Annotated in this window: 11 protein-coding genes and 1 pseudogene; 9 read left to right on the forward strand and 3 right to left on the reverse strand. The window is 69.6% G+C overall.

Features of this window, described 5'->3' with window-relative positions; translation table 11 throughout:
- Positions 1-95 precede the first annotated feature (95 nt).
- Both PV419_RS20105 and PV419_RS20110 read left to right on the forward strand, forming a co-directional pair.
- Entirely contained in the window at positions 96-2,801 is a 2,706-nt protein-coding gene (locus PV419_RS20105; RefSeq protein WP_319690817.1) for a hypothetical protein, read from the forward strand.
- Between the two features lie 16 nt (positions 2,802-2,817).
- Positions 2,818-3,936: a hypothetical protein gene (locus tag PV419_RS20110; protein WP_319690819.1), complete on the forward strand. Its 1,119-nt coding sequence runs from the start codon at positions 2,818-2,820 to the stop codon at positions 3,934-3,936.
- 47 nt (positions 3,937-3,983) lie between these two features.
- Here PV419_RS20110 and PV419_RS20115 read toward each other — a convergent pair.
- A pseudogene (locus PV419_RS20115) lies at positions 3,984-4,665 on the reverse strand (AraC family transcriptional regulator).
- Between PV419_RS20115 and PV419_RS20120 the strand changes: the two are divergent.
- The 7 genes from PV419_RS20120 to PV419_RS20150 all read left to right on the forward strand — a co-directional run bounded on the left by PV419_RS20120 (position 4,601) and on the right by PV419_RS20150 (position 10,841).
- Positions 4,601-5,347 carry an NAD(P)H-binding protein gene (locus PV419_RS20120; RefSeq protein ID WP_319690820.1) on the forward strand — a complete coding sequence of 249 codons (747 nt, stop codon included), beginning with the start codon at positions 4,601-4,603 and terminating at the stop codon, positions 5,345-5,347. The pseudogene PV419_RS20115 and the gene PV419_RS20120 sit on opposite strands and share 65 nt — an antisense overlap.
- Positions 5,348-5,552: 205 nt before the next feature.
- Entirely contained in the window at positions 5,553-6,236 is a 684-nt protein-coding gene (locus PV419_RS20125; protein ID WP_319690821.1) for a DUF899 family protein, read from the forward strand.
- Positions 6,237-6,244: 8 nt separating this feature from the next.
- Entirely contained in the window at positions 6,245-6,601 is a 357-nt protein-coding gene (locus PV419_RS20130; RefSeq protein ID WP_319690822.1) for a DUF2255 family protein, read from the forward strand.
- On the forward strand, positions 6,528-7,574 hold the full coding sequence (locus tag PV419_RS20135) for an NAD(P)-dependent alcohol dehydrogenase (RefSeq protein WP_319690823.1): 1,047 nt from the start codon (positions 6,528-6,530) through the stop codon (positions 7,572-7,574). Before PV419_RS20130 ends, PV419_RS20135 begins: the two co-directional genes overlap by 74 nt.
- 505 nt (positions 7,575-8,079) lie before the next feature.
- Positions 8,080-9,756 (forward strand): FAD-dependent oxidoreductase, encoded by a 1,677-nt coding sequence (locus PV419_RS20140; RefSeq protein WP_319690824.1) that lies wholly within the window; start codon positions 8,080-8,082, stop codon positions 9,754-9,756.
- Positions 9,753-9,926, forward strand: a complete 174-nt coding sequence (locus tag PV419_RS20145) for a hypothetical protein (protein WP_319690954.1) — start codon at positions 9,753-9,755, stop codon at positions 9,924-9,926. The genes PV419_RS20140 and PV419_RS20145 overlap by 4 nt, the downstream gene beginning before the upstream one ends.
- 429 nt (positions 9,927-10,355) lie before the next feature.
- A complete protein-coding gene (locus PV419_RS20150) occupies positions 10,356-10,841 on the forward strand; it encodes a hypothetical protein (protein ID WP_319690825.1) in 486 nt (161 codons plus the stop codon).
- A 34-nt stretch (positions 10,842-10,875) separates the two neighbouring features.
- Here the strand turns inward: PV419_RS20150 and PV419_RS20155 are convergent, their stop codons facing one another.
- Positions 10,876-11,682: an SAM-dependent methyltransferase gene (locus tag PV419_RS20155; protein WP_319690826.1), complete on the reverse strand. Its 807-nt coding sequence runs from the start codon at positions 11,680-11,682 to the stop codon at positions 10,876-10,878.
- A gap of 88 nt (positions 11,683-11,770) precedes the next feature.
- Positions 11,771-12,358 carry a hypothetical protein gene (locus tag PV419_RS20160; protein ID WP_319690828.1) on the reverse strand — a complete coding sequence of 196 codons (588 nt, stop codon included), beginning with the start codon at positions 12,356-12,358 and terminating at the stop codon, positions 11,771-11,773.
- Positions 12,359-12,508: the final 150 nt, after the last annotated feature.

A 12,508-nucleotide genomic window follows, 5' to 3' on the forward strand; every position in this document is an offset into this window, starting at 1 on the left:
CAGCGGCACAACAGATGTCCCGGAGTGACCCGCTGTGCGAAGGTCGGGCCCAGTGGCCCGGAGTGCGGCCCCCGTCACCCTCTGTGGAGATCATCATGACCGATGTGCTCGAGTCCGGATCAGGATCCGGGTCCGGAGCCGACACGCCGAGCGCCGCCTCACCGGTGCCGCCGCTGCCTCAGCCGACGATCCCGCCGACGACTCCGCCGGTGACGGCGCCCGTGCTCGACCAGTCGACCCGTGAGATCGACAAAGCGACCTTCGTGCCCCTGGACGTGGAGACCCCACCCATCGGACAGGCCCTGGCGAAGGCCGCGTTCGTACGCCAGCTCCAGCTCCAGCCGGACGAGGCGGAGGTGATACGGGACCGGTACCCCGAGCTCGCCGAGCCCCTGCGGGACCCGCTCACCCCGTCCCCCTTCTCCCCCGCCCCCCTCTCCGCCTTCGCCGCGATCCCCACCCACGCGCTCGAGGAACTCGGGCAGGCTGTCGTCGCCCTGCGCCACGAGCGCGCGGAAGACCCCGACCAGGCCGGCGAGGCCGCGCGCGGCGCGGCGCTGCAGGCGCTGCAGACCGCCGTGGTGGCGGCCAAGGGCCTCGAGGCCAACACCACCGCGCCCCGGATGGGCCTGATGAACCTGGAGCGGCTGGAGATGACGCCGGCCGGGATCGAGCGCGGCGAACTCGTCGCCACCATTCCCCTGGCCCCGCAGGAGGAGACCGCCGTCACCTACAAGGAATGGTCGGTCCAGAAGAAGGAGTTCAGCTCGATCGTCACCGACTCGCTGGAGACCTTCAGCGAGACCGGGGTGACGGACAACACCGAGCTGTCGCAGTCGACGGCCTCGCAGCAGCAGCACTCCAACCAGTTCAACATCACCGGGACCGTCTCCGGCGGCATCCCCGTCATCTCCGGCTCGGTCACCTCGGGATACACCGGCCAGGACACCTCCTCCCAGTCGGCGACCGACAGCAGGAAGCACGCGACCACCCTGACCCAGAAGGCGTCCACCCGGGCCCGGCAGGAGCACAAGGTCACCATCACCACGACCACGGTCACGGGGACCTCGCAGACCACCACCAGAACGCTGAGGAATCCCAGCGCGACCAACCCGATCCGCATCGACTACTTCAGCCTGATGCGCAAGTGGCGGGTCCGTCTCTACCGGTACGGCATGCGGCAGACGTACGACGTCGTCCTCCCGGAGCCTGCCGCCACGATGCGCCGCCCGTACGCGGAACTGGAGGCGCTGAAGGCCCAGCTCGGGCCGTTCGTCTTCAACGTCCCGCACAACGACATCACTGCCGAGGTCCGCAAGGGCGACCCGGAGCCGCCGAAGACGGATCCGCCCACCCCCAAGTCGCCGCACTACCTGGTGCTCGCCGACCAGTTCGACGCGCAGGTCCCGCCGCCGCCCCCGGACCTGCCCCCGCAGACGTACGCGGTGGAGACCGGGCCGCTTCCGCAGGGCCGTGGCGTCACCAGGATGCCCCTCAACCTCCCCGCCGGGTACGAGATCGTGAGGATCACCATCAGCGGCCGGATGACGAGCTTCGCCGGCCATCTGGGCCAGTTCACCATCGAGGGCACGACCCTCCCCTTCGACTCCTTCCCGGACAAGATCTTCGATCCGGGCACCGTGCTGAAGCGGGGCACCGATGGCGGCGACTTCATGGCCGGCGCCACTGGGACCCCGGTGCTCGTCCTGGTCTTCGACCAGGTGTCCACCCAGTCCCTGCTGCTGACCGCCGAGGTGCGGCCCACCCACGCCGCCATGGAGCGCTGGCAGTTCGATGTGTGGAACGCGCTCTACACCGCCGCGCAGACGAAATACTACGCGCAGCAGCAGGACATCGCCGGCCGGATCTCGGCGCTGGAGGCGCGGCTGAACGACGTGGACACGCTCACCCTGCGCCGTGAAGAGAGCGACGAGATCATGAAGAACGTGCTGCGCTACCTGCTCGGCGGCAGGTTCCCCAGCATGCCGAAGGAGGTTCTCGACGCGTTCGCCGCGGCCAAGGTGGACGTGGCGCACGGTACGGGCTTCGAGGGAAACACCGTCGGCCCCGACTCGACGCTGTGGACCACGGTGCGTCAGTACGAGGACGTCGTACGCTTCGTCAACCAGGCGATCGAGTGGGAAAACGTGGTGAGCTTCCTCTACTCGTACTTCTGGGACCTCCCCGAGAGCTGGCGTTTCATCCGCGGGATCGAGCACCCCGACGCCAACCGGCAGGCGTTCCTGCGCGCGGGCAGCGCGCGGGTCGTGCTCACCATCCGCAGGGGGTGGGAGACGCGGTGGGTGAACTTCGTCGAGCACGGCGTCATCGACGACCCGAACACCCCCGAGAACCCCTCGCAGTACTGGACCGTCGCGCAGGAGATCGCCGCCTACGACGACCGCAACTATCCGGGCATCCCGCCCGCCAACCCCGGCCGGGCCGCGGCCCGGCTGGAAGACGCGGTGTTCACCACCTCGACCGCCACCGTGGGCCCGTCCACCCGGCCGGTCTCCATCCCGGTCGCCTCCAGCGCGGGGTTCGTGGTCGGTGCCCAGGTCGTCATCGACGCGGTCCACGGCCTGGAACACAGCCAGGAGGCGCAGAAGATCACCAGGATTCCCGACGGCACCCACATCGAGGTCGCCGGGCTCGACAAGGCACACGCCGGGTCACCGACCGCGCCGTTCCCGGTCATGCAGCCGGGAGAGAAGGGCGAACTGATCGCCGAATGGAACGAATACACCCCGACGTCGGGCACGGACATCGCGGTCACCAGCAATCTCTCGGCCATCTCCTGAAGGGCGTTGGTGCGTCATGGCCTCCCGGCTCGACACCCAGCAGGTCACGATCTGCCCCGGAGAGGGCAACTTCACCCGGGGCGCGGGGCGCGTGCAGGGCACGGCGAAGGGTGAACAGAACACCATGGAGTGGCAGTGGGCCCAAGGGGCCATGTTCGGCTACTTCTATCCCGACTTCAAAAGCCGCTGTCCCGAGGCGTCCTTCGTACTGGTCGAGAACGAGTACACGCGTCTGCTCACCAACATGACGGGACCGGACCGGTTGCTGGAGCGGCTGTTCAGGGAGTTCCGCAAGGACTACAAGGCCGGGGGGCAACTGCGTCCCGACATTCTCGGATTCTGTGCGAGGCCCCCGCAGGCCGGTCCGATCGTGCTGGAACTGCTGGAGGTCTCCACGGCGAATCAGGCGGTGGCCACCCTCAGAGACGACATCGGCTACAAGCTGAACAAGTTCGAGCAGATCATCCGCAGGCTCGATCCCGACATCAAGGAGGGCTTCAGCCTGACCTCCTACAGTGTCCAGGCCGGTGCCTCGAAGTGGCGGCCGACGCCCATGTACCAGCGGATCGTCCCGCTGCCGCCGTCCACCGACGAGAAGGGCAACAAGTACATCGAGTGGATCTGCTTCCAGCCGACGTTCAACCGCAACTGGCCCTACGGAATCGACGGACTGCTGCTGTACGAGATCCACCGCATGCCCTACAACTCGGATCTGGCGGTCGTGCGCAAGCTGGTCGACGAGGAGAAGCGCCGCCGAGCGGCCGCCCGGACCCCGTACGGCGTGACCCTGACCCCGTGGCTGAACGAGGAGTACCTCAATCGGATGCCCCAGGACCGGGACGCCCTCCGGATGGCCGCCGCGGTCATGGGCGTCGGGCTGCTGGCGCTGCTCGCCGTCGAACTGCTGCCGGTGGTCGCGGGCCTGGAACTCGGCGCGGCGGCGCTGGGGACGGGCCTGGCCGAGACGGGGGCGGGAGCGGGGGCGGGCGTGGCGGCCGAGGCCGGGGAGGTGGGCGCGGCCGCCCTCGCCGCACGCGCCTCCGCCCTGCCCACGGCGCTGGAGACCGCGGGCAAGTGGCTGTCGGCCCTCGGCCGCCGCCTGGTGCTCAGTCCGAAGCCGGCGTTCGCGGGCTGATCCGTGAAAGGCTTCTCAAGGCGCCGCACATGGCTGGGCCTGCCTGGTCAGGCCGGTGAGCATGCGGTGCCGCTGCAATCGGCGTCCGTGCGGCAGGCCTTGCGGTATTCGCTGGGGCTCACTCCGTGGATTCTCTTGAAGGCCGCGCTGACGCCGAACGCGTCCGCGTAGCCGACCTGGTGCGCCACCGCGGCCACCGTCGCGGTGGTCTCCGTCAGCAGGTCGGCGGCCAGGGTCATCCGCCAGTCGGTCAGGTAGGTCAACGGCGGCTTGCCCACCAGCTTGGCGAACCGACCGGCCGGCGTCGTGCGCGACACCCCCGCCTCGCCGGCCAGGGGTCGCCAGCGTCCAGGGCTTGTCCGGCGCGGCATGCATGGCCCGCAGCACCGGGCCGACCGCCTCGTCGCCCAGCTCGCGGAACCAGCCGGGAGGCACGGCCCCGCACTGGTCGAGCCAACCCCGCAGGGCGCACACCAGCAGCCAGTCGAGCAGGCGGTCCAGCACGACCTGCTGCCCCGGCGGGCACGAGGCGGCCTGCGCGTCCGGGAAGCCGAGCAGCGACGCGCACCCGTCGTTGCCGGGCATCACCAGCACAGGTGGCAGCCCACGGGAGACCCAACCCTCGCCCCGCAGCGGCGTACACAGCGTCAGCGATGCCCCATCGGTGAACCGCAGCGTCCACGGCGGCGACAGCTCCCTCCGGCTGAAGCCGACACTGTCCGAACGCATGGCCGACCGCCCTGGAAGGGGCGTCGGCGGTCTATCTCATGGCCCCGAGGACCCGGCACTCGCCCAGATCTTCGTCAAGCAGGCGACCGAGGCGGGCGTCGGTCGTTTCGTGGCCCTGTCCGCACGCGGAATCGAACAGCTCCCCGCAAACTCCTTCCAGGGCATGACCGCCGCGGAGCAGGCCGTGCGCGCCTCCGGTGCGGAGTGGACGATCATCCGCCCGAACAACTTCAACCAGAACTTCGACGAGGACGTATGGCGCGCTCCGCTGCGGGACGGCCTGCTCGCCCTGCCGATCGGCTCCGTGCCCGAGCCGTTCATCGACGCCCAGGACATCGCCGATGTCGCCGCGGCCGCGCTGACCTCGGACGGCCATCACGGACAGGTGTACGACCTCTCGGGGCCACGGGCGCTCACCTTCGGTACGGCGGTGGCGACGATCGCCAGGGCAGCGGGGCGGTCCATCCGCTACGTGGAGCTCACGCCGGAGGAGTACCGGGCCGAGCTCCTGGCCGAAGGCGTACCGGAGGAAGCCGCCACAGAGCTCAATGCGTTGTTCGCCGGGATGCGCGCCGGACACTTCGCCGAGCCCGGAGACGGAGTGCGGCACGTGCTCGGCCGCGACCCCATCGATTTCGACACCTACGCCGCCCGGGCCGCCGCGGCCGGCGCGTGGTCGTAGCGACGCGTCCGGCTTGCGCCGGGCCCGGCGCCGTCCGCCCTGCCATCCTCGTGGGCAGGGCGGGCTCACCGCCGGAGCAAGCCCGTTGCCCAGCGTTGCCCTCCTGACCTGCAATATCTCGCTTGGCACACTATTTTCAAGTGTCGGCGCACCTCGGCACCGCCATAGACTCGAATCACCTCGGGGCCCCACCCAGGAGGATGCGATGCTGCGGCAGACCCGACTGTCCGGTGAGTCCGCGGACTACCTCGCCGCCCGCGAAGAACTCCGCCTTGCCGAGATCGACCTCATGCGCCACCGCGAAAGGGTCGCGGCCCAGCGGCGGGCGCTCCCCCAAGGGCCTCCGGTCGACGACTACGTCTTCATCGAAGGCCCCGCCGACCTCGACGCGGGCGACACCCCCGAACGCCAGACCACCCTGAGCGGGCTGTTCACCGCCCCGGACCGACCGCTGATCGTCTACCACCTCATGTACGGCAAGCTGCAGACCGAGCCGTGCCCGATGTGCACCCTGTGGACCGACGGCTACAACGGCATGGCCCACCACATCGCCCAAAGCGCCGACTTCGTCATCGCCGCGGCCGCCGACCCGCCCGCCCTGCGGCAGCACGCCCGCAACCGCGGCTGGTCCCGGCTGCGCCTGCTGAGCTGCGGGGACAGCACGTTCAAGTACGACCTCGGCAGCGAGGACAAGGACGGCGAGCAGGACTCCACCATCTCCGTCTTCACCCGGGACGGTGATGGCACGGTCCGCCACCGCTACTCCGCCCACCCGCGCATGGCCGAGGACATCCAAGAGCGCGGCATCGACCTCCTCAGCCCCGTCTGGCATCTCCTCGACCTGACGCCGGGCGGCCGCGACGACTGGTACCCGCGGCTGGACTACTGATCGCACCCATGGGCTGGACGAGCGATGAGCTCACCCGGCTCGAGAACACGCAAGAGCTGCGGGTGGCATCCCTGCGGCGAGACAATGGGCTGAGCAGCCGGCGGACGATCTGGGTCATCCGCCACGACGACGAGATCTGCGTCCGGTCCGTCAACGGCCCCACCTCCGTCTGGCACCGGGGCACCCGGGCCCGCCGGGAGGGCCGCATCCGGGCCGGCGGCGTCGACAAGGGCGCCACCAACATCACCCAAGCTGTTGAAGGATCAATCGCAACCGCGTTTGGGAGAAATCGTGCTCACCGTCAACGCGTACGCCGCGACGTCGGCCACCGAACCGCTCGCCCCGATGACCATCGAGCGCCGTGAGGTCGGCCCGCACGACGTGCTCATCGAGATCAAGTACTGCGGCATCTGCCACTCCGACATCCACCACGCCCGCAGCGACTGGGGCCCGGTGACCTACCCGGTCGTCCCCGGCCACGAGATCGCGGGCGTCGTCACCCAGGCCGGCTCCGAGGTGACCAAGCACGCCGTCGGCGACCGGGTCGGCGTGGGCTGCCTGGTCGACTCCTGCCGCACCTGCGTCAACTGCCGCCACGGCCGGGAGCAGTACTGCGTCCAAGGTGGCGGCACCCTCACCTTCGGCTCCGTCGACAAGGACGGTCGGCTCACCCAGGGCGGCTACTCCACCCATATCGTGGTGACCGAGGACTTCGTCCTGAAGATGCCCGACGGCCTCGAGTTCCACCACGCCGCTCCGCTGATGTGCGCGGGCATCACGACGTACTCGCCACTGCGCCGCTTCGGTGCCGGTCCCGGCAAGAGGGTCGCCGTCATCGGCCTGGGCGGGCTGGGCCACATGGCCGTCAAGTTCGCACGCGCGATGGGCGCCGAGGTCAGTGTCTTGTCGCAGTCGCTGAAGAAGATGGACGACGGGCTGCGCCTGGGCGCTGACCACTACTACGCCACCAGCGACCCCGAGACCTTCGAGAAGCTGGCGGACGCTGTCGACATCATCATCAACACCGTCAGCGCCAAGATCGACCTGGACGCCTTCCTGGGCCTGCTGGCCGTGGACGGCGCGCTGGTCAACCTGGGCGCGCCGGCCGAACCGCTGTCGCTGCACGTGTTCTCGCTGATCAGGAAGGGCCGGTCGTTCGCCGGTTCGCTGATCGGCGGGCTCCCTGAGACCCAGGAGATGCTGGACTTCTGCGGCGAGCACGGCCTCGGCGCCGAGGTCGAGATCATCCCGGCCGAGGGGATCAACGAGGCGTACGACCGCGTCCTCGCCTCCGACGTCCGGTACCGCTTCGTGGTCAACACCTCGACGCTGACCTGAGATCCCCACTGCCTGTGTGCCGCCGCCTGTGTGCTGCCGCGTGCCTGAGCGGCAGCACACAGGCCCGTTCCGGAGTAGCGACCCATGCATTGACATGTCCACAAGGGGCCCCCATGGCCCAGGCCAATCCTATCCGTATTCGGAACTGCGTTCCCATTCGCGAACGGAAGAGGTCATCGGATGGCACGAACCAGAACCGCCCTGTGCGCTGTCAGGTCACCGAGGTCGGCTACAACGCCCTCCACAACCGCCTCGGCACCGCCATGCCCAACGCCCAGAAGTACACCGAGGCACACCGGCCGTCCGGTACGGACAACTACTTCAACGCGTGGACGACCCTCACCCACGCGGACAACCCCTCCTTACCCCCACCGGTCGCCGGGCCGTCAACGGGATTTTTCATAGCGAAGCAGGATGATCCTCCATATGATGGGGCCACCGGCGCACACACGCACACGGACTGGCGGCGCCAGGAGGGCGCCGCTCGGCCCGGGCTGGGAGACGCATGGCACAGGCCGCAGACACAGCGCGGACCATCATCCTGACCGTGGACGACGACCCTGGAGTGTCCCGTTCCGTAGCCCGCGACCTGCGGCGACGCTATGGCGCAGCGTACCGTGTGGTGCGCTCGGAGTGCGGGGAAACCGCTCTGGACGCGCTTCGGGAGCTGAAGCTGCGGGGGGACGCCGTGGCGGTGATCCTCGCCGACTACCGCATGCCGCGGATGAACGGCATCGAGTTCCTGGAGCAGGCGCTCGACATCTACCCGGGCGCCCGCCGCGTGCTTCTGACGGCATACGCGGACACCGATGCGGCCATCGACGCGATCAATGTCGTCGACGTCGACCACTACCTGCTCAAGCCGTGGGACCCGCCCGAGGAGAAGCTCTACCCGGTCCTGGACGACCTGCTGGAGGCCTGGCAGGCCAGTGAACACCGGCCGGTGTTCATCACCAAGGTCGTCGGACACCGTTGGTCCGCGCGTTCATCGGACGTACGGGAGTTCCTGGCCCGCAACCAGGTTCCGTACCGCTGGTACTCGTCCGATGAACCGGAAGGCCGGCGGCTGCTCTCCGCGGCGGGCCAGGACGGACTGCGGCTCCCGCTCGTGGTCACCCCGGACGGCACCGCGCTCGTCGAGCCCGAGGACCGGGACCTCGCCACCCGGGTGGGTCTGGCGACGTCACCGGCGGCCGACTTCTACGACCTCGTCGTCATCGGCGGCGGACCCGCCGGGCTCGGGGCGGCCGTGTACGGGGCCTCCGAAGGGCTGCGCACGGTCCTGGTGGAGCGCTCGGCGACCGGCGGCCAGGCGGGTCAGAGCTCACGGATCGAGAACTACCTCGGCTTCCCGGACGGCGTGTCCGGGGCGCAGCTCACGGACCGGGCCCGCCGCCAGGCGGCGAAGTTCGGCGCCGAGATACTGACCGCACGCGAGGTCACCGGGTTGGAGGTCAACGGCGCGGCGCGCGTCGTCCGGTTCTCGGACGGCTCCGCGATCGCCGCGCACTCCGTGATCCTCGCCACCGGCGTGTCGTACCGGCAGTTGGACGCGCCCGGCGTGGCCGACCTGACCGGGTGCGGAGTGTTCTACGGCTCCGCGCTGACCGAAGCGGCCGCCTGCCAGAACCATGACGTCTACATCGTCGGGGGCGCGAACTCCGCCGGCCAGGCCGCGATGCATCTGGCCCGGGGCGCCAAGTCGGTCACCCTCGTCGTGCGCGGGGCGTCCCTGTCGGCCTCGATGTCGCACTATCTCATCCAGCAGGTCATGGACGCGCCCACGATCTCGGTGCGTACGAACACGGTCGTCGAGGCCGCCCATGGCGCGCACCAGTTGGAGCGGCTCACCCTGCGCGACACCACGACCGGCCACGCCGAGCTCATCGACGCCCAGTGGATGTTCGTGTTCATCGGCGCGGCCCCGCTGACCGACTGGCTGGGCGACACCGTGCTCAGGGATTCCCTCGGATTCATCCTGACCGGCCCCGATCTGACCGCCGACGGGCGCCCTCCGGCCGGCTGGGAGCTGGACCGGCCGCCGTACCACCTGGAGACCAACGTCCCCGGTGTGTTCGTGGCGGGAGACGCGCGTGCCGAGTCCGCGAAGCGCGTCGCCTCCGCTGTCGGAGAGGGAGCCATGGCGGTCATGCTGGTGCACCGGTATCTGGAGCAGTCATGAACAAACCACCCTGCGACCCGGCGGAGATCGGCTCCCTGTTCCTGTTCGAGAAGCTGTCCCCCGAGCAGCTCGCGCGGTCGTGTCGCGCCATGACGTGGTCCGTACGGCCGGCGACCCTCACACACCGCTGCAGGTGGGTCATGGACAGCTCGCGTTCGGCGTCGATGTGACGGGGTTGCAGACCTTTCTGCCCTTCGCCACCCTGTCCGACTGGGGGTGGCACAGCGACCCGCTTCCGGACGGCCAGGCCCCGTCGGACTTCGCCGGACAGGTCTGGGACACCCATGGCCGGCCGGTCCGTTATGACATCCCCGGCCCGGAGCACCCGGAACTCTCCGACTGGCTGAGGGCGAACCCGCACCGGATGAACCTGGCGCGCATCGGCCTGAGGCTGCTGCGCACCGATGGGACCGAGGCGGTCGAGGCCGATCTGAGCGGCTGTCACCAGCGGCTGGACCTGAGGACCGGCACGCTGCACAGCCGGTTCACCCTGGAGGGCAGCCCCGTTGCGGTGCGGACGAGCTGCGGCCCGGATGTGGACGCGGTCGCCGTGCGGATCACTGCGGCTGGGGCGGCCGGCGGACCCCGGCTGGGAGGCGGTGCTCGACGGACTTGCGCCGCTGCCCGTCCAGGACGGGGTGTACGTCGTGTACGAGGGGGTGCGCGAGATGTGGACCGAGTACATCTTCGACCACCCCTCGCTGGTCGGCCTGTACGGCTGGCTGCCGGGACACGACGTGGATGTGACGATCATGCGCGCCACCGTCCGCAAGGTGTGGGACGTGTGGGCCTGGGACGCCGCCTGGGGCTGGGACTTCCCGATGCTCGCGATGAACGCGGCGCGGCTGGGCGGGCCCGACCGCGCCATCGGCTTCCTGCTGCACGAGAAGTTCGGGTTCGACGACGCCGGGATGCCGCTCGGCGGCTCCCGGGTCGCCACGCCGTACTTCCCGGGCGCGGGCGGACTGCTCTACGCGGTGGCCCTGATGGCCGCCGGGTGGGACAGCGCCGGGGGCGATGCGCCCGGCTTCCCGTCCGACGGGCGGTGGCGGGTGCGGTGGGAGGGGCTGGCGCGCGCCGTGTAGGGCCGGTGGCCGCGTAGGGCCGGCGAGGGGTGGCTCAAGGTTTTCTGGCCACGCCGCCGAACATGGAGACGTCCGCATCCGACAGCTCACTGAGCGAAGGGTCGTCGGGGCGCCAGCGGTGGATCGGGACCACGCCGGGCTCGACCAGCTCCAGCCCCCGGAAGAACTGTTGGATCTCCTCCTTCCGGCGCTGCTGCACCGGAACCCGTGATGCCGCGTAGACGTCCGCCGCGCGCTTCATCTCCTGGGGGGCGAAGTCCGAGGTGCCGTAGGTCAACGCCAGGTAGCTCCCGGAGGGGAGCGCGTCCACCAGCTCGCCGAGGATGGCGTAATGATCGTATTCCGGGGGGACGAAGTGCAGAATCGAGATCATCATCAACGCCACCGGCTTGGTCAGATCCAGCGTCTCAAGCAGCTCGGGAGCGGTGAGGATGCTGCGGGGATCTCGCAGGTCGGCCTCCGCGTAGGCGGTCTTCCCCGGCGGGACGCTGGTGAGAAAGGCATGGGCATGCGTCAGCACGATCGGGTCGTTGTCCGTGTAGACGATGCGTGCCTCGGGGGCGATTTCCTGGATGACCTCGTGGAGATTGGGCGAGGTGGGAATCCCCGTCCCGATGTCTAAGAACTGGCGGATCCCGGCCTCTTCGGCGAGCATGCGTGCCGACCGGCGCATGAAGTATCGATTGTTCCGCGCGATGGTGCGCGCGTGCGGCAGGACGGCCAGCACCTTTTCAGCCGCCTCTTGGTCCGGGGGGTAGTTGTCCTTCCCGCCCAGGAAGTAGTCGTACATGCGCGCGGAATGCGCGCTTCCCGTGTTGATGTCATGGGCTGCCCAGCTCATCGGGGATGCTGCTCCTCTCTGTTTTGTCGTGATGATCCGTACTTATAAGGGGTTGAGGTCCGGTCCGCCCGCACCACAAGGTCACCGCTCAGTGCGGGGCGAAGCCATGCGGGGGAAACTGTCGCATCAATCGCTGGGCCGCCGCTTCCAATTGGCGTTGTTTGCGGAATCCGGCCCAGATCATGGCCACCAGGGCCGCCTCCAGGAGGGTGAAGAAGGCGGCGGGGACCAGCAACGCCGCCTTGTCGGTGGTGATGGCCTGCATGGCCATCCCGCCGATGCCCAGCAGTACCACCACCATGACCGGCACCAGCTTGACGAGCTTACGCTCGCCTCTGATCATCGCGGCGTGGTTGCGGGCGGCGCGGGCGCTGCGCCCGTGGAACGCCGGGTGCGCCTCGGCCACCTCCCAGGGCGTGCCGGGCAAAAGCGCCTCGAACCGCACCGCCGGGTCGGGGTCGGGGACGAAAATCCGCCGACGGACGGACTTGGTGCCCTGGGTACGGGCGTAACGGTAGCCATAGGCGGTGGCCAGCTGGATGGCCTGGTCGGGCAGGAGTTGCGTGTTGGCGATCGCGACCTCGGGCCGGCCGTCGAACAACGGCGCGTACTGGGCCCGTCGGCGCTCCCCCAGGCGGGATACGCGTTGGGAGAAGGTGCCGCTCTCGCCGCTCATCATGTGCTCCGACTGTCAAGGGTGTGCCTGGGGCAGAGGGCAGGTTATCCGAGGCCCGCGGGCCAGGTCGGGGCGGGTCGTGCGCCGCGCGGGGACCCGGGCCCGGGCCTGTCGTCCCGCCGACGTTGAGACGTCCGGGCCCCTGCTCCG

The organism is Streptomyces sp. ME19-01-6 (genome assembly GCF_033793745.1).
GTDB lineage: Bacteria > Actinomycetota > Actinomycetes > Streptomycetales > Streptomycetaceae > Streptomyces.